The organism is Gordonia sp. NPDC003425, assembly GCF_053588635.1.
Genome location: NZ_JBSFQI010000002.1, coordinates 174,731 through 190,796, shown reverse-complemented (window position 1 = coordinate 190,796; position 16,066 = coordinate 174,731). Strand labels below are relative to the sequence as shown.

General features: G+C 68.2%; 15 protein-coding genes. 6 read left to right on the top strand and 9 right to left on the bottom strand.

Features of this window, described 5'->3' with window-relative positions:
• Nucleotides 1-72: 72 nt before the first annotated feature.
• From ACWDTD_RS03390 to ACWDTD_RS03365, 6 genes are all read right to left on the bottom strand, one after another.
• Complete coding sequence (locus tag ACWDTD_RS03390; protein WP_449745652.1) at nucleotides 73-870, bottom strand: ABC transporter permease; 798 nt, start codon at nucleotides 868-870, stop codon at nucleotides 73-75.
• Nucleotides 870-1,721: a 2-aminoethylphosphonate ABC transporter permease subunit gene (locus ACWDTD_RS03385; RefSeq protein ID WP_449745925.1), complete on the bottom strand. Its 852-nt coding sequence runs from the start codon at nucleotides 1,719-1,721 to the stop codon at nucleotides 870-872. The genes ACWDTD_RS03390 and ACWDTD_RS03385 overlap by 1 nt, the downstream gene beginning before the upstream one ends.
• 35 nt (nucleotides 1,722-1,756) lie before the next feature.
• On the bottom strand, nucleotides 1,757-2,950 hold the full coding sequence (locus tag ACWDTD_RS03380) for an ABC transporter ATP-binding protein (protein ID WP_449745651.1): 1,194 nt from the start codon (nucleotides 2,948-2,950) through the stop codon (nucleotides 1,757-1,759).
• 1 nt (nucleotide 2,951) lies between these two features.
• Nucleotides 2,952-4,004, bottom strand: coding sequence for a 2-aminoethylphosphonate ABC transporter substrate-binding protein (locus ACWDTD_RS03375; protein WP_449745650.1), 1,053 nt, complete (start codon nucleotides 4,002-4,004; stop codon nucleotides 2,952-2,954).
• A 115-nt stretch (nucleotides 4,005-4,119) separates the two neighbouring features.
• On the bottom strand, nucleotides 4,120-4,803 hold the full coding sequence (locus ACWDTD_RS03370; RefSeq protein WP_449745649.1) for a phosphonatase-like hydrolase: 684 nt from the start codon (nucleotides 4,801-4,803) through the stop codon (nucleotides 4,120-4,122).
• Nucleotides 4,804-4,835: 32 nt separating this feature from the next.
• The gene (locus ACWDTD_RS03365) at nucleotides 4,836-5,990 is read right to left on the bottom strand and encodes a TIGR03364 family FAD-dependent oxidoreductase (protein WP_449745648.1); all 1,155 of its coding nucleotides are present in this window, start codon (nucleotides 5,988-5,990) and stop codon (nucleotides 4,836-4,838) included.
• Nucleotides 5,991-6,088: 98 nt separating this feature from the next.
• Between ACWDTD_RS03365 and ACWDTD_RS03360 the strand changes: the two genes are divergently transcribed.
• From ACWDTD_RS03360 to ACWDTD_RS03350, 3 genes are read left to right on the top strand one after another with little or no spacing between them, the layout of a single operon-like run.
• Nucleotides 6,089-6,628, top strand: coding sequence for an HD family phosphohydrolase (locus tag ACWDTD_RS03360; RefSeq protein ID WP_449745647.1), 540 nt, complete (start codon nucleotides 6,089-6,091; stop codon nucleotides 6,626-6,628).
• The gene (locus ACWDTD_RS03355; protein ID WP_449745646.1) at nucleotides 6,628-7,332 is read left to right on the top strand and encodes a GntR family transcriptional regulator; all 705 of its coding nucleotides are present in this window, start codon (nucleotides 6,628-6,630) and stop codon (nucleotides 7,330-7,332) included. The genes ACWDTD_RS03360 and ACWDTD_RS03355 overlap by 1 nt, the downstream gene beginning before the upstream one ends.
• A 52-nt stretch (nucleotides 7,333-7,384) precedes the next feature.
• A complete protein-coding gene (locus tag ACWDTD_RS03350) occupies nucleotides 7,385-9,013 on the top strand; it encodes a PucR family transcriptional regulator (protein ID WP_449745645.1) in 1,629 nt (542 codons plus the stop codon).
• A gap of 73 nt (nucleotides 9,014-9,086) precedes the next feature.
• Here ACWDTD_RS03350 and ACWDTD_RS03345 read toward each other — a convergent pair whose 3' ends face one another.
• Nucleotides 9,087-11,255 (bottom strand): glutamine synthetase III family protein, encoded by a 2,169-nt coding sequence (locus ACWDTD_RS03345; protein WP_449745644.1) that lies wholly within the window; start codon nucleotides 11,253-11,255, stop codon nucleotides 9,087-9,089.
• A gap of 169 nt (nucleotides 11,256-11,424) precedes the next feature.
• Nucleotides 11,425-12,546: an FUSC family protein gene (locus ACWDTD_RS03340; protein WP_449745643.1), complete on the bottom strand. Its 1,122-nt coding sequence runs from the start codon at nucleotides 12,544-12,546 to the stop codon at nucleotides 11,425-11,427.
• 61 nt (nucleotides 12,547-12,607) lie between these two features.
• Here ACWDTD_RS03340 and ACWDTD_RS03335 point away from each other — a divergent pair, with 61 nt between their 5' ends.
• Complete coding sequence (locus tag ACWDTD_RS03335; RefSeq protein WP_449745642.1) at nucleotides 12,608-13,117, top strand: MarR family winged helix-turn-helix transcriptional regulator; 510 nt, start codon at nucleotides 12,608-12,610, stop codon at nucleotides 13,115-13,117.
• A gap of 72 nt (nucleotides 13,118-13,189) precedes the next feature.
• Nucleotides 13,190-13,621, top strand: a complete 432-nt coding sequence (locus tag ACWDTD_RS03330; protein WP_449745641.1) for an SRPBCC family protein — start codon at nucleotides 13,190-13,192, stop codon at nucleotides 13,619-13,621.
• Nucleotides 13,622-13,676: 55 nt separating this feature from the next.
• Here ACWDTD_RS03330 and ACWDTD_RS03325 read toward each other — a convergent pair whose 3' ends face one another.
• On the bottom strand, nucleotides 13,677-14,534 hold the full coding sequence (locus tag ACWDTD_RS03325; RefSeq protein WP_449745640.1) for an SDR family NAD(P)-dependent oxidoreductase: 858 nt from the start codon (nucleotides 14,532-14,534) through the stop codon (nucleotides 13,677-13,679).
• 107 nt (nucleotides 14,535-14,641) lie between these two features.
• Here ACWDTD_RS03325 and ACWDTD_RS03320 point away from each other — a divergent pair, with 107 nt between their 5' ends.
• Nucleotides 14,642-16,012, top strand: a complete 1,371-nt coding sequence (locus ACWDTD_RS03320) for a DUF2254 domain-containing protein (RefSeq protein WP_449745639.1) — start codon at nucleotides 14,642-14,644, stop codon at nucleotides 16,010-16,012.
• Nucleotides 16,013-16,066: the final 54 nt, after the last annotated feature.

Sequence of the window (16,066 nt, the reverse complement as noted above, 5' to 3'; positions counted from 1 at the left end):
CAATCCTATGGAGAATTGGCAAAGAGAAGCCGCTCATCATTGTCGAACTGGACAAAGGTGGGCGAGAGTGGTTCAGCGCGCCGCAGCCCGGGAGCGGATGCTGCCCAACCCGATCAACGCCACAAGGGTGGTGGCCAGCAACACCGTGGTACACGCCGCCGCGGAGAACACCTGACCGCGGTCGGACAGCCCGAAAATGGTCACCGGCAACGTCTTCCATGTTGCCGGATACACCATCACCGTGGCGCCGAGCTCACCCATCGACAAGGCCACCGCGAGGCCCGCCGCAGCGCCCAATGCCGGCAACAGCAGGGGCAGCGTGACCCGGGTGAGCACCCGCACCGGACCGGCGCCCAGCGACTCCGCCGCCTGCTTGTAGGCGGGGTCGAGCCGTTCCAGGGCCGCCGACACCGAGCTGAACGCGAAAGCCAACACCAGCACGGTGTGCGCGACGATGACGATCCACTTGGTGCCGCCGAGCAGCAGCGGACGTGCGTTGAAGCTGATCAGCAGACCCAGACCGATCGCCACCGACGGCACCGCGATCGGCAGGTGGAACAGTGCGTCGGTCAGCCGTCTCAGTGGTCCGGGGGCCTCCCGGGCGGCCAGCGCCGCCCACGTGCCCAGCACGAGGGCGATCCCACCGGCGATGAACGCGGTCTGCAGGCTCACCGACAGCGAGGCCACATTGTCGCCCGAGAGCGCCTCGCCGAAGTGGACGAGGCCGAGATCCGAGGGCAGCGGTCCGGTCCACGAGCCGGCGAAACCGGCGATCACCACGGTGGCGATGGGCGCGACGAACACCACGAGCACCACCACGGCGAAGACTGTCCAGACGATCGCTCTGCTGGTTCGGGTCCACAACAACATCAGCTGTCCTCCTCACGCACCGACATCAGCCGGGCGAAGATCACCCGGTAGGCGCCGTAGAGCACCAACGACAGCGCCACCTGGACGGTGGCGATCACCGCGGCGCCCGGCAGGTCGAAGGTGACGATGCCGCGGGTGTAGATGAGCACCGGCAGCGTCGTGACGTCCTTGGCGCCGGTGAAGGCGACGATGCCGAACTCGTTGAGTGTCAACAGGAGTACCAGACTGCCTCCGGCCGCCAGTGCCGGCCAGGCCTCGGGCATCACCACCGACCGCAGCACCCGGAACGGGGATGCGCCGAGCGCGGCGGCGACGTCGAGCTGATCGGTGGAGAGCACCGCGAACGACGCCAGCAACGGTCGCACCACGAACGGGGTGAAGAACGTGATCTCGGCGGCGATCACACCCCAGGGGGTGGCCAGGAAGTTCAGCGGCCGGGTTCCGGTGACATCGGCGATCAGGGCGTTCACCGCGCCGGCCGTGCCGTAGAGAAAGGTGAACGCCAGCGTGATGAGGAAGGACGGCAGCGCCAGCACGGTGTCGATCATGCGGGCGACGATCTGCGAGCCGGGAAAGGGTACGAAGGCGAGGACCACGCTGAGGAAGGTTCCCAGTACCACGCACCCGATGGTGGCCACCACCGCGATCCACGCGGTGGTACCCAGCGACCGCAGGAAGACCTGGCTGCTCAACACGGCGCCCCAGGTGCTCTGACCGGTGCCCGCGGCGGAATCGGCGAGCATCCGCACCAGCGGATACACCGCGATCACCACCACCACTACCAGCGGCGGAGTCACCCACAGCGCCGCGGAGATCCGACGCGGCGCCGGGTTCGGTGGCGGCGCGGGGATCGGGTCGAGACGTTCGGCGAGTGCCGGTGTCGCGGTCACCGCGGTTCTCCCGCCGAATCAACCAGTATCCCCGCGGGATCCGGCAGCCGGATGCCGACGATCTCGTCGACGGGGTGATCGGCGCGCCCGGGGACGTCGGCGTCGATCAGCTGGTCGGGCAGACCTTCCACCGACACCGTCAGCCGGGTGGTGGCCCCGCGCCACACCGACGCGGTGACACGCGCCCGCAACACCTGATGCGCCGCCGCCGCGGTGACCTCGATCTCGTGCGGCCGGATGCACAGGTGCGCAGGCATTCCGGGCGCCCACCGTGCCGTGGGCTCGGGTGCGGCGGCCGACAGCATCCGCTCCCCGACCTCGACGAGTGCGGTGGTACCCGACACGCGACCCACCCGGCACGGCAGCAGGTTGGCGCCGCCGAGGAAGGCTGCAGTGAAACCGCTGGGCGGCCGGTTCCACAGTTCCTCGGCGGTGCCGATGTCGACGAGCATCGCGTCGCGCATCACCCCGATCCGATCGGCCAAGGCGAGGGCCTCGGTCTGATCGTGCGTCACGTAGAGCATCGTGGTGTCGGGCAACGCATCCCGCAGCCGTTGGAGCTCGCCCACCATCGTCTGGCGCAGGGCCGCGTCGAGCGCGGCGAGCGGTTCGTCGAGCAAGAGCACCTCGGGTCGGATCGCCAGTGCCCGCGCGATGGCGACACGCTGCTGTTGTCCGCCGGACAACTCCCGCGGCAGCCGGGAGGCGTACTCCGACATGCTGACCATCGTGAGCGCCTCGTCGACGCGCTCGGCGATCTGGCGCCGCGGCATGCGCCGCGACCGCAATCCGAACGCCACGTTGTCGCGTACCCGCATGTGCGGGAACAGCGCGTAGGACTGGACCACCACACCGATGCCGCGGCGGGCCGGTGGCAGATCGGTGATGTCGTTGCCGGACAATCGAACCCGTCCCGCACTGGGCCGGACGAAACCGGCCAGCGCCTTGAGTGCGGTGGACTTGCCCGACCCGCTGGGACCGAGGAGCGCGATGGTCTCGCCGCGGGTCACCCGCAGCGTGAAGTCGCGCAGTGCATCGGTGGACTTCTTGCCCCGACCGTAGGTCACCGACACCCGGTCGAAAGCGATGGCCGGTTGGGCGCGAGCACTGGACTCCGCGGCCGCCGAGGTTGTCGTCGAGTCGATCTCGGTGGTGCTCAGCACACGGCGGCGGGTGGGTTCGGTGGCCATGTCAGCTCCCGGTGGCCTTCTGATACGCGGCGACATCGGCATCGAGGGTGCTCAGCACGCTCTTCCAATCCGGCCGCCAGATGGTCACGCCGGCAATTGTCTGCGTGGGACTCGGCGATCCGGTCGAGGCGGGTACGTCGGTGCGCACCGACACGCCGAGCGCGTCGGGCCCCACCGTGGTCTGCACGTCCTTGGACAACAGGAAGGTCAGCAGTTTCTTGGCGTCGTCGGCGTGCGGCGCCCCCTTGGTGAGCGCGGCGTAGTACGGCAGCGACACCGTGGTGCGCGAGCCGTCGGGCATGGCCGGGAAGAAGACGTCGAACTTCGAGCCGTCGTCGCGGATGGACGCGAGATTCATCTGCACGTCGCCGTTGGCCACCAGCAACTCGCCGTTGCTCACCTTCGGTTGCAGCTTGCCGGTGGAACTCGACGGCCCCACGTTGTTGACCTGGAGTTTGGCCAGGTAGTCGAGGGCTTGCTGATTGCCCATGAGGTGTTGCAGCAGCAGCAGAACCGCGGTGCCGTCGCCGGCCTGGCCGGGGGTGGAGTACTGGATCTTGCCCTTGAATCGGGGTTCGAGCAGGTCGTTCCAGGTGGCGGGCGCCGGCTGAGCCGACGGGTTTCGGATGAAGGACAGGTAGTTGTCGACGATGCCGACGTAGGTGCCCTCGGGCGAGAGATTGCCCGGCGCCACGCCCGCGGTGTCGACGCCGCTCGGCGTGAGCAGGCCCTCGGCGTCGGCCTTCTGGATGAACGGCGGCAGGGTCACCAGCAGGTCGGCCTGCGGGTTGGACTGCTCCTTCTGGACCCGCGACACCACCTCGCCGGACCCGGCCTCGACGATGTTGACCGAGATCCCGGTCTGTTCCTTGAATTTGGCGAATTCCGACTTGTACCAGCTGCCGAGACCGTCGGCGGTGTACAGGGTGACGGTGTCGCCGCCGGAATCCGACGATCCGGTGCCGCCGCAGGCGGCGGTGAGCGTGAATGCCGCGACACCGGCGGCCAGCGCCACGGCTCGTAGTGCGCGGCGGGACAGACGTGTAGAGCGCATGAGGAATCCCCCTGGTGGATGTGTGGTGAAGGGTCGGCGTGAACGGGTGGGTTCGGGATGGTAGGGCTCTGTGGTGGTGCGACGTTGCGCCACAACGGTTGTGGTGGAACTGCGGTCAGGCGTCGAGCAGGTCGGGCAGTGCGGTGATGTCGGTGATGATGGCGGTGGCACCGGCGGCCCGCAGCGTCGCCTCGTCGTGTGCGCCGGTGAGGGTGCCCGCGACGAGGCCGGCTCCGGCGCGTACGCCGCTGAGGATGTCGTTGGCGGTGTCGCCGAGCACGGCGATCTCCCGGACGTCGTCGACCTGCAGCGTGATCAGTGCCTGCAGGATCATGTCCGGGTAGGGGCGGCCACGCAGCGCCGCCGACGGCGCCAGGGCCAGGTCGGCGATGTCGGCCCAGCCGAGCGAGTCAAGCAGCAGACGCTGGGTCGATGCGCTGAAACCGGTGGTCAGCACCACCTTGACGCCCGCGTCGCGCAGCCGGGCGATGGTGTCGGCGGCGCCGTCGATGGCCCGCACCCCGCCGTCGAGAACGGCTGCGTCGTAAGCCTTCTCGAACGCGGTATTGGCCTGCTGTGCGCGGTCCTCGTCGCCGTCGACGAGGTGGCGGAACACGGTGATCTTCGACTGCCCCATGGTGTCGAGGACGTACCGTCGGATACGGGTGTGACCGTCGCCGTCGGTGGGGAGTCCCACCGACGCGGTCGCGGCGTCGAAGGCGTCGAGCACGCTGCCGTCGTCGGCCACCGTGGTGCCTGCCATGTCGAGGGCGGCGAGCCGAATGTGCTTGTCGGACAAGATGGGACCTCCTGGTCTGGATGGGTGGACGGTCACAGACCCATGAGGTCTGCGGTCTGTTCGCCGATGGCCGGTGCCAGCGTCATGCCGCGACCGCCCGGGCCGGTCACCACCCACACGCCCGATGCCACCTCGCGACGGAAGACGAGTTCGGTGGGGTCGAGGCATTGCGAGTACACGCCGGCCCAACGTCGTTCGATGGGTGGAATCCGCCGTCCCAGAAGGGTTTCGACGACCTCGGTGAGATGCCGGTACGGTTCTTCGGTGACATCGAAAGCGAAGGCGTCGGCGTCGCTGCCGTCCGGGTTCCGGTCGTAGGCGTGGGTGTCGCCGATGGTCAGGCCGCCGTGAAGGCGCTGCACGCACAGCAACTGCATGTGATGGTCGGCGGCCACCGGGCGCTGCGGCTGCACGGCGTCGAGCGTGCTGAGGGCATCGCCGGCGAAGGCGGGGTAGTAGCGAAAGCTGTCACCGTCGGCGATCGCGGTGGTGAGGGATTCGCCGAGCGGCGCGGTCTGCATCATCTGCAGCCGTACCCGCCGGACCGGCGGCCGGGAGCCCACGAGTTCGCGGGTGAGGCCGCCGTGCGCCGCACCGGGACAGTAGATCACCGTGTCGCCGCGGTGGATCGCCCCGGTGTCATCACCGACCGCAACGCCCGTGCCCGCGTTCTCGATCGACGTCACCTCCCGGCCGGGCACAAAGGTGAACCTGCCGGTGCCGGCGAGATGTGCACGGATCGCGGGCAGTGCGATGCGGGATTCGACGGCCCCGTCGCGACTGCAGTGCAACCCGGCGAGGAAGCTGCCGCGCAACGCCGGGTTGAGTGCCCGGATCTCGTCGGGTTCGATCAGCGCGAAGCCCCGGTCGGCGGCGTCGGGTTTTGCCATCACCTGCTCGGCGACGCCGAGTTCGGAATTGGTGCGGATCAACGTGATCGAGCCGGCCGCCCGGAACCCGATGCCGGGAATGTCGGCGCCGATCTTCTCCCAGAGATCGCGCGCCCGCTGGGCCGCGGCCAACTCGTGGTCGGCGCGACCGGACACCCAGACCAGTCCGAAGTTGCGGACGGTGGCGCCGCGGGCCTCGCGTTCACGCTCGATCAGCACCACCTCGTGTCCGCGCTGCACCGCATGCAGGGCATGGGCGGTGCCGAGGACGCCACCTCCGACGACGATCACCTTCATGGCGCTCAGTCTGCACCGTTTGGTCTAGACCAAACAACGGACAGCGCGTAAACGCGTCGTGAACTCTTGGTCTAGACCAGTCTCGGTACGATGGGGCCATGGTGTTGAACGATGCCGACCCGCTCGCCGAACTCTCGGCCGTTCTCGCATCGTTGCGGAACGTGTGGGACGAGGACGCGGTCGACGAACTCGACCACGCGCTGCAGGCCGGTCACCTCGCCACTGCCGACCACGCCGACGATCAACTCGTGCTGGCCGCGGTGCTCCACGACGTCGCCCACAGCCCGATGATCGGAGGCGACGCGCCCCATGACGAGGCGGCACGGCGCTGGTTGACGCCGCGATTCGGCGAACGTGTCGGCTGGCTCGCCGGCTCCCACGTCGCGGCCAAGAAGTGGCTGGCGGCCACCGACGACGAGTATGCGGCCGGGTTGAGCGCCACCTCGGTGCGGTCGCTGGCGGCCCAGGGGGGTGCACAGATGGTCGGCCGGCAGTGGACGGAACACCGGTGGTGGCCCGACGCGATCCGGTTGCGGCGCTACGACGACGCCGCCAAGACTCCCGGGGCCGCGGGGCTCGATCCGGCCGAGGTGATGGCCGTGGCCGGCCGGGTCATGGCGGCGGGTGTCGCCGGCTGATGGTCAGTGCCGAGGAGCCCAAGTACTACCGGGTGCGCACCACGCTCGAACGGATCATCGACGACCTCGAGGAAGGCGATTCGGTACCGCCGGAACGTGCGCTCTCCGAACAGTTCTCGGTGTCGCGTGAAACCGTGCGGCAGGCGATGCAGGACCTGATCGTCGAGGGCCGCATCGAGCGGCGGGGGCGCGGCACCGTCGTCTCGGCACCCAAACTGGTGCAACCACTCTCGCTGCGGTCCTACACTGAGGGCGCCAAACAGCATGGCCGCGTGCCCGGACGAATCCTGGTGTCGTTCAACGATATCGAAGCCGACGAGGCCGTGGGCGCAGGACTCGGGCTGGCGCCGGGCACACCGGTGATGCATCTCGAGCGGGTGCTGCTGGCCGACGGCGTCAGACTCGGCCTGGAGAGCACATATCTCCCGAAACATCGTTTCGGCGGCTTCTACCACTCCTTCGACCCCGGGACGTCGCTCTACGCGGCCATCCGCGCCGAGGGTGTCACCTTCACCAGCGCCGAGGAACGCATCGAAACCGCGCTCCCGAGTCCGCGCGAGGCACGACTGCTGGAGACGACCACGGCAATGCCGCTGCTGCTGCTGCATCGGCGGTCCCTCGACGCGCACGGTGAACCGATCGAAATGGTGCGGTCGATCTATCGCGGTGACCGCATCGCCTTCCAGGCGACACTGCGCGAGTGACCGGCAGGCGAGTGACCGGCAGGCCGACGAACAAGCGACGTACACTCTGACGATGTCTGGCGTGGGCCTCGGAAATCTGTTGCTCGCCCTCGACCGGACCGTCGCGACCCTGGTGACCGCACCCCGGGGACTGGACATGCCGATCTCCGACATCGCAATGATCGACACCGATGACGTCGAACTCGGTCTCGGCCGCGCCGCCCGCGGTGCGCACCTGTTCCTGCTCGTAGGACTCGACGAGGATTCCGCGGCCCGCCTGCTCAACGACGTGATCGCGGCACCGCCCGTGGTGGTCCTGGTGAAGAATCCGTCGAAGCGCCTGGTGGCCAAGGCGGAATCGCTGGGCGTGGCGGTGGTGGCCGTCGACCCCTCCGCGCGATGGGAACGGATCTACAACCTCGTGACCCGGGTGCTCGACGCCGCCCGTGGTGTGGACAGCGGCGAGACCGCGGAATCGATGCGCGCGGGAAACATCGGCGACCTGTTCGAACTCGCGGCGGAGGTGGCCCGGCGGACCGGCGCCCTGGTGAGCATCGAGGACGAACGCTCGCATGTGCTGGCCTACAGCAGCGCCGGCGACGAGGCCGACGAGCTGCGACGGTTGTCGATCCTGGGTCGCGAGGGCCCACCGGCGATGCTGGCCTGGCTGCGTCAATGGGGGGTGATGGACGCATTGCGCACGTCCACCGATGTGGTCACCGTCGACGAACGAGCCGACCTCGGTCTGCGACCGCGGCTCGCCGTGGCCATCCGTGCGCCGTCCACCACCGGCACGCCCGGTGACTTCCTCGGCACCATGTGGCTGCAGCAGGGCAGCGCACCCATGTCCGACGATGCCGCAGAGGTTCTCGTGGGCGCCGCGGCCGTCGCCGCGCGCGTGATCTCGCGTCGCCGGTCGGTGGGCAGCGCACACGACGAACTGGTGCGGCGACTGCTGGGCACGCGGGGTGAGGCGGTCGACGCCCCGTTCCTGGGCACGCAGCTGGGCATCGCCCCCGACGACCCGGTGATGGTGGTGGCCTTCGGCGGCCTCGACGGGCCGGGGCCGGTTGCGGGTTCTGATGTGCCCACCGGTGTGGTGTCGGCACTGACGCTGCGTGCGAGTGCGTACAGCCCACTGTCGGTGACCGTCGCCATCGGTGGGCGCGCATACGTGGTGGTCCCCGGCGCCGAACTCGAGCCGACGGTGGCATGGGCGCGAACGGCGGTGTCGGCGACGCGGAATCAGGCCGACACCCGGGCCCGGGCGGTGGTGTCGGGTCCCGCCGACGGCTTGTCGGCGGTGCCGGCGCTGCGTGCGCAGGCCGACCGTGTGCTCGACGCGGCACGGCGCGAAGGCGATCTCATCGACGAGGTCACCACCGTCGCGGCGTCGCAGACCGGTGTGTTGCTCGGGGAGATCGTGGCCCTGCTGGCGGCCAATCCCGAATTGATCGACAGCCGGGTCACCGAACTCGCCGAACGCGATGCGCGCAGCGACGGGGACATGACCGCCTCTCTGCGCGCCTACCTCGACCATTTCGGCGATGTCCGCGCGGCCGCCGCGGCGCTGCATGTGCATCCGAACACGCTGCGGTATCGCATCCGCCGGGTGCGCGAACTGACCGGCATGGATCTCGACGACCCCGCCACCCGGCTCGTCGTCGCGTTGTCGCTGCGTGCCCGGCCGCCCGCCCGGTGAGCCGAGCCGGTGCAGACGCAACCGTGCCCGCCGGGACGGATCCCGACGGGCACGATGTGCCGAGTGAGAGGACTCAGATGATGGTGAGCATCTCGTTGTAGGTGGGCAGCGGCCACAGGTCGTCGGCGATGACGGTCTCGAGTCCGTCGGTGACCTCGCGGACCTTGTCCATCCCGGGAATCAGCGATTCGAGAGCGTACTTCGATTCGTCCTCGACATCGGCGGCGTGGAAGCCTTCGATGGCCGCCTCGAGGGTGTCCATCGCCGAGTTCAGCTCGGTGACCTTTTCGGCCATGGTGGCCAGCACCGGTGTCTCGACGTCGACGCCCGCGGCCTTGAGGCTCCCGGCCGTGCTCGCGAGCTCCCCGAGGTAGCGGGTCGCCGCGGGAAGGATCATCGTCTTGGCGACCTCGAGGGTCTCCTTGGCCTCCACCAGCAGTGCCAGCGAGTACTGCTCGAGGATGACGTCCTTGCGGGCCTCGAGTTCGCGCTCGGAGAGGATGCCGTACTTGCTCAGCACCTCCTTGTTCTCCGGCACGTCGTACTGGGCGAGGGCATCGACGGTGGTACGCAGGTTCAGCAGGCCCCGCGAGGCCGCTTCCTCTTGCCACTCGTCGGAGTACCCGTTTCCGTTGAAGACCACGCGACCGTGCTCGGTGATGATCTCCGCGAGCAACGACTGGACCGCGTCGTTCAGATCGGTGCCGTCGGCGACCTTCTTCTCGAGGTAGGTCGCCACGTAGTCGAGCGAATCGGCCAGCATGGCGTTGATGGCGACCATCGGGTCGGCGATGGACTGGTTGGAGCCGGGCGCCCGGAATTCGAATCGGTTGCCGGTGAAGGCGAACGGACTGGTGCGGTTGCGGTCGCCCGCATCGGCTTTGAGCGGCGGCAGGGTGTCGACGCCGAGTTCGATGACGCCGGAGGCCTTGGACTCCTTGGCGCCGCCCTTGGCGATCTGGTCGAAGATGTCGGAGAGCTGGTCACCGAGGAAGATCGAGATGATCGCGGGCGGTGCCTCGTTGGCGCCGAGGCGATGATCGTTCGACGCCGACGCGACCGAGGCGCGCAGCAGGCCGCTGAACTTGTCCACACCGCGGATGATGGCCGCGCAGAACACCAGGAACTGCACGTTCTCGTGTGGGGTGTCGCCGGGGTTGAGCAGGTTGCCCTGATTGTTGTTGCCCATCGAGAAGTTGACGTGCTTGCCCGATCCGTTGACTCCGGCAAACGGCTTCTCGTGCAGCAGCGCCACCAGGCCGTACCGCTCGGCGACCTTCTTCACGGTGGTCATCATCAACTGCTGATGGTCGGCGGCGAGGTTGGAGCGCTCGAACACCGGCGCCAGCTCGAACTGGCCGGGGGCGACTTCGTTGTGGCGGGTCTTGGCCGGGATCGCCAGTTTGAACAGTTCGCGGTCGAGCTCGCACATGAAGGCGAGCACGCGGTCGGGGATGGCGCCGAAGTAGTGGTCGTCGAACTCCTGGCCCTTCGAGGGCTTCGCGCCGAACAGTGTGCGGTTGGCGGTCATCAGGTCGGGCCGCGCGAAGTAGAAGTGACGGTCGATCAGGAAGTACTCCTGCTCGGGTCCGGCGTAGGAGACGACGGTGTCGACGTCGTCGTGGAACAGTCGCAGCACACGCATCGCCTGCTTGCTCATCGCCTGCTGGCTGCGCAGCAACGGGACCTTCTTGTCGAGGGCCTCGCCGGTCCACGAGATGAAGATCGTCGGGATGCACAGCGTGTTGCCGTTGGGATTCTCCAGGATGTAGGCAGGGCTGGTGACGTCCCAACCGGTGTAGCCGCGCGCCTCGAAGGTGCCGCGCAGGCCGCCGTTGGGGAAGCTGGATGCGTCCGGCTCGCCCTGCAGCAGGGTCTTGCCCGTGAACTCCGCCATCGACCCGTCCGCGCCGTCGGGCTCGAGGAACGAGTCGTGCTTCTCCGCGGTGAAGCCGGTCAACGGATAGAACACGTGCGCGTAATGCGAAGCGTTGTGCTCGAGCGCCCAGTCCTTCATGGCGGCGGCGACGTAGTCGGCGAGGGTGGGGTCGAGCGGCACACCCTTGTCGATGGTTGCGGCGACCGCCTTGAAGACGTGCTTGGGAAGGCGGGTCTTCATCACCGACAGGGAGAACACGTTCCGCCCGAACGTGTCTGCCAGGGGCTCCTGGAATCCGGGCGTCTCCATGGAGTAGGTGGTTACGGCTTCGATCGCCTGGCGGCGTGACATGCTGCCACTCATGTATTGCTCCTGTGTTGGCTCCCCGCCTGGCCGGACTCACAGTGTGTCTGGTGGGCCGGGTGGCGAGTTGGACTCTTTGTCTTCAAGCACACCGACGCTATGAGCGACACGTACCGGGATCGTTGCCTTCATGTGACGCCCGTGAAAACACACGTTGTGCTGGCAAAGGTCAGCGCCGGGCGTCGGCGACGGTCGGTGTATCGGCCGTGCGGATCGTCAGAGCTGCGACGATGATGCCGATCGCGACACCGATGAGGGTGTCGACAATTCGGTCGACCGCGGTGTGCGGGGTCAGGCCCGCGCCGAGTCCGGTGAGGATCAACGCCATCGGTGTGACGGCCAGTGAACACAATGCGTAGTTGACCGTGGAGAGGATTTCCGCGAGCGTCTGGAAGATGACGATGGCGGCCACCGCGCCCCAGTAACCCAACGGGATCGCCAAGAGGGTCGCGGCGATCAGTGCGCCACCGACGTTCCCGATCAAGCGCTGCAGCCCGCGTCGAACGGTGAGGTGGTAGGTCACGCCCTGCATCGCCGCCACCGCGCCCATAGCCGCCCACATCGGGTGGGAGAGCCCGGCCGCGGCGGCGAGGCCGGCCGCTGCGGCGGCAGCGACGACGATCCGTGCCGAATTGAGCAGAAGGTGATGGTGGGCGGTGCCCCGGCCGCCGGCCAGGGTGACCCGGATCGATTCACGACGGGCGTGGGCGCGGTCGGCGGGACGAAAAAGGGTGGCAGCCCACGGGGCCAGCGCGGCGAGCATCCCCACCACGACACCGGCCATTGTGGCCGCCGTGGCGCGGCCGATGTCGGCTGCGTCGTGCGCGAAACCCGCGGCTCCGGTGGCCGCGAACACGAATACCACCGCGCCCGGCCCGACGATGTGCAGCGCGGACACGAGATAGGCTGCCGCGCCGGAAAGCAGTGCGATCACCGTGATCTCGGTGATCGTCGTACTCGCGTAGACGCCCACCGTGGCACCGATGGCGATGGCAGCGGTGATGCCGGCACCGAGCACCGCCAAACGTACCGCGCGCACCGGATACGGGTCTGGCCGGCAAAAGGCCGACACCAGCGCGCCGAGGGCGGCGAATCCCGCCACGTCGCGGTGCCCGAGCAGTCCGCCGACCACGAGGACCACGCCGACCGCCACCCCGACACGGATCGGTCCGGCCACCCCGGCGTTGCCGAGGTCGACACGCAGGGCGTCGCGGAGCGCGGCGTGGCTGGTCGCGTGACGCAACGCGAGGCTGCTGCGCTGGGCGTGGGCGGTCAAGGAGGGCGTCGGCATCCATCAACTTTATCACTGTTTTAGTAGTGAAATATAGGAGGAGGGTGGCTACGATCGGAGCGTGAGCGACGAGACGGATTCGGGGAGCGGCCACGATGTGGTGGACCGGATCGAAGCGGAGTGGACCGCGGCCTACCCGGATCTGGATACCCGCCCGATCGCGATCCTGGGCCGGATTCAGCGCATCGCAACGGTGACCAACCATCGGCTCGAGCGCACACTCGAGGTGCACGGCATCGGCCGGTCGGAGTTCGACGTGCTGGGTGCGTTGGCGCGGGCCACGCGTCCGCTGCGTGCCAGCGAGGTGGTGTCCACCACGATGCTCAGTGGCGCGTCCGTCACCAAGATCACCGAGAATCTCGCTCGTCGGGGCCTGCTGGAGCGACGCCGCTCTGACCGTGACGGCCGGGTGGTGCTGCTCACGCTGACCGGGGACGGTCGGCGTCTGGTCGACACGGAGCTGCCGAGACGGCTCGCCGACGACCGCGCGGTGCTCGCGGCACTCACCGACGACGAACATATCCAGCTCGCAGCCCTGTTGCGTCGCGTGTCCGGCGCGTTGCCCGACTGAGGTGCCCTAGGGTCGGTGCTGATCCCGCGCTCGACCCGGGCCCGGGGACGCCGTGACCGAAGGGGATGTGCAGTGCCTGGAACCCGTCATTCATTCGTCGTCGACGCGTCCCGCGAGGATGCGTTCGCCTACGTCAACGACTACACCAACGTGCCCCACTATCTGTTCGGGGTTTCGGGCTTCGAACCGATCACCGAGCAGACCTTCGGCCTGGGTTCGCAATTCGAAGCGCAACTCAACGTGGGGCCCAAGACCTTGTCGTCGACGCTCGAAACCACCGAGTGGGTGGAGAACGAAGTGCTGAAACTCGAGTCGATCGCAGGCTTCCCGATCACCAACATCTGGCACTTCGCTGATGCCGAGAGCGGTACCTCGATCGATCTGGAGATCGACTACCGGCTGCCCGGCGGCCTCACCGGCCGGGCTCTCAAGGCCATTCTCGAACCGTTCGTCGGCCAGTTGACCAAGCACGTCGAGTCCAAGCTGCGCGAACAGCTCGGATGACCTCGAGCGCGGTTGAAGCTCCGGCTCGGTTGAACCTCGAGGCCCGGTCGACTCGTCAGGTCAGCGCGGCCATTGTGCGGTCGGCGCCCGCGGGACTGAGGTAGTCGATCACCGGGAGCAGGGCGCGCAGCGCAGCGGGTGCGACGTCGGACGGTTGGTGGCTCACCGCCCGCATGATCCAGTCGGCCGCCTCGGCCACCTCGAGAGCATGTAGGTCGTCGTATTCGGTTGTCGGCGAGATCATGTCGGTGCGCACGAGCGGGAAGTAGACGTTGGTGGCGCAGATGTTCGGATGCGGGCGTTCGGCGTTGAGGCTGCGCCCGAAGATCGCCAGGGCGCTCTTCGACGCCGCGTATGCGGAGAAGCGGGGAAAGGTGCCGGGCAGCAGGCCCCAGGTGCAGACGTTGACGAACTGACCGCGACCGCGATCGATCATGCCCGGGAGCAGACCGAGGGTGAGTTGCACGGCGGCGAAGTAGTTGAGCGCCATACTGCGCTGGTAGTCGTGCAGACGCATGGTGTCGGGGGTGCCGTCGCCGGCGGCGGCGCGGATCGAGCGTCGGATGGACCGGCCCGCGTTGTTGACCACGACGTCGACGGACAGTGTGTGGAGTTCGTCGAGCAGCGCGCTGATCGCGGTCTCGTCGGCGAGGTCGCAGACACGGAAGGAGCAGCCGGTCTCGGCGGCCAGCGCGCTCAGCTCGGATTCGCGTCGGGCCACGGCGATCACGTGCGCGCCACGGGCGGCGAGTTGGGTCGCGGCCGCGCGCCCGATTCCCGACGACGCCCCGGTCACCACGATCGTCAGATCGGTGACCGCGCGTCCGCCGCCGGTCAGTGCCCGTTCGACACGTCCGGGCAACCAGGAGCGTCGCTGCATCACATCCATGATCGTGCCGGGGAAATCAGGCATCGGACTCCTCCCTCGACGGACCGGCATGAGCGTACTCGCCGTCGGCGGTCCGTCCCGATCGACCGCCGGTGTCGGCGTCGGTGACGTTAGGGTGTGGAAACCACCGAATGACGACCGACGCCGAGATGAGCGGGGAGCTTATGCGCATTCGTCTCGCACAGATGCGTGACGCCTTCTGGTTGGTTCCCCTGTTGCTCGGCTTGGCCGGCATCGTGTTGGCCCAGCTGCTCGTCGCCCTCGACAAGGCGGTCGGGACAACGCGTCCCGGGCTGGGGGTGCTCTTCTACCAGGTCGGGGTCAGCGGCGGCCGCGACATCCTCGGCGCGATCGCCGGGTCGATTCTGGCGGTCGCCGCGACCTCCTTCTCGATCACGATCTCGGTGCTGGCCACCGCGAGCTCCACCTATGGTCCGCGCCTGGTCCGGAACTTCATGAACGACCGGGGAAACCAGTTCGTGCTCGGCATGTTCGGCGCGACGTTCCTCTACTCGCTGATGGTGTTGCGGGCCATCCGCGGCGAGGACGATCTCAAGGGTTCCTTCGTCCCCGACATCGCCATCAACGTCGCGGTGCTGTTGGCCGTCGTTGACGTCATCGTCCTGGTCTACTTCATCAACCACATCGCGAGGTCGATCCAGGTCTCGACGTTGTCGTCGCGGGTGCGTTCCGAACTCGACAGCGTTGTGGGTCTGCTGTATCCGGAGGAGGAGCCCTCCGACGCGGTGGCCGCGCCGACACCGCCGGGTGGGCAGGTGGTGACCTCGGCCCTCTCGGGTTTCATCATCGGCATCGACGAGGAGTCGGTGCTCGACACCGCGTGCAAGCACGATTGCCTGATCGTCGTCGGGGTGCGCCCCGGCGACCACGTCATCGAGGGAGATCCGATCGCCTACGTCCACCCCGCCGTGGACAACGCGCAGGAGGACCGGCGTCCGGCGCGCGATTCCGATGTCGACGTGCCCGACGACAAGGTCCGCGCGCACATCCACGTCGGTGAGACCCGCACGCCCTATCAGGACATCCAGTTCGCGGTGCAGCAGCTCACCGAGATGGCGGTGCGCGCATTGTCCCCGGGCACCAATGACCCGTACACCGCGCACAACGCGCTCAACGAACTCGCCGCGGGCCTGACTCCGATGGCGCAGCGCACCGCGCCGCAACTCGGCCGGGTGGACTCCGACGGCACCCTGCGGCTCATCGTCACCCGGCTGCCGTTGACGGAGTTGATCGACGACGTGTTCGGCGCGGTGCGGACCTACGCGATCGCCCACCCGATCGCGATGACCGCGGCGATCCTGCTGGCGCGGCGACTCGGCACCGCCGCCGTCGACGACGATGTCCGCGATGCGGTGCTCCGACATCTCACCCTGATCTACGACGCGGTCGACCGGATCGACGATCAGGTCGACGCCGACTTCTGTCGCGGCGAGATCGACCTGGCCCGGCAGGCGATCGTCACGGGGGCGCGCACCCGCTGATCGTGGCGGGAGCAGGTCGACGCACCGGTGCCCACGCTGCGCATTCGAGGGTGA

Coding starts and splice junctions, on each gene's coding strand:
- ACWDTD_RS03390 (WP_449745652.1), bottom strand. CDS start 870: ATGTTGTTGTGGACCCGAACCAGCAGAGCGATCGTCTGGACAGTCTTC.
- ACWDTD_RS03380 (WP_449745651.1), bottom strand. CDS start 2,950: ATGGCCACCGAACCCACCCGCCGCCGTGTGCTGAGCACCACCGAGATC.
- ACWDTD_RS03375 (WP_449745650.1), bottom strand. CDS start 4,004: ATGCGCTCTACACGTCTGTCCCGCCGCGCACTACGAGCCGTGGCGCTG.
- ACWDTD_RS03365 (WP_449745648.1), bottom strand. CDS start 5,990: ATGAAGGTGATCGTCGTCGGAGGTGGCGTCCTCGGCACCGCCCATGCC.
- ACWDTD_RS03360 (WP_449745647.1), top strand. CDS start 6,089: ATGGTGTTGAACGATGCCGACCCGCTCGCCGAACTCTCGGCCGTTCTC.
- ACWDTD_RS03355 (WP_449745646.1), top strand. CDS start 6,628: ATGGTCAGTGCCGAGGAGCCCAAGTACTACCGGGTGCGCACCACGCTC.
- ACWDTD_RS03350 (WP_449745645.1), top strand. CDS start 7,385: ATGTCTGGCGTGGGCCTCGGAAATCTGTTGCTCGCCCTCGACCGGACC.
- ACWDTD_RS03345 (WP_449745644.1), bottom strand. CDS start 11,255: ATGAGTGGCAGCATGTCACGCCGCCAGGCGATCGAAGCCGTAACCACC.
- ACWDTD_RS03340 (WP_449745643.1), bottom strand. CDS start 12,546: ATGCCGACGCCCTCCTTGACCGCCCACGCCCAGCGCAGCAGCCTCGCG.
- ACWDTD_RS03325 (WP_449745640.1), bottom strand. CDS start 14,534: ATGCCTGATTTCCCCGGCACGATCATGGATGTGATGCAGCGACGCTCC.
- ACWDTD_RS03320 (WP_449745639.1), top strand. CDS start 14,642: ATGACGACCGACGCCGAGATGAGCGGGGAGCTTATGCGCATTCGTCTC.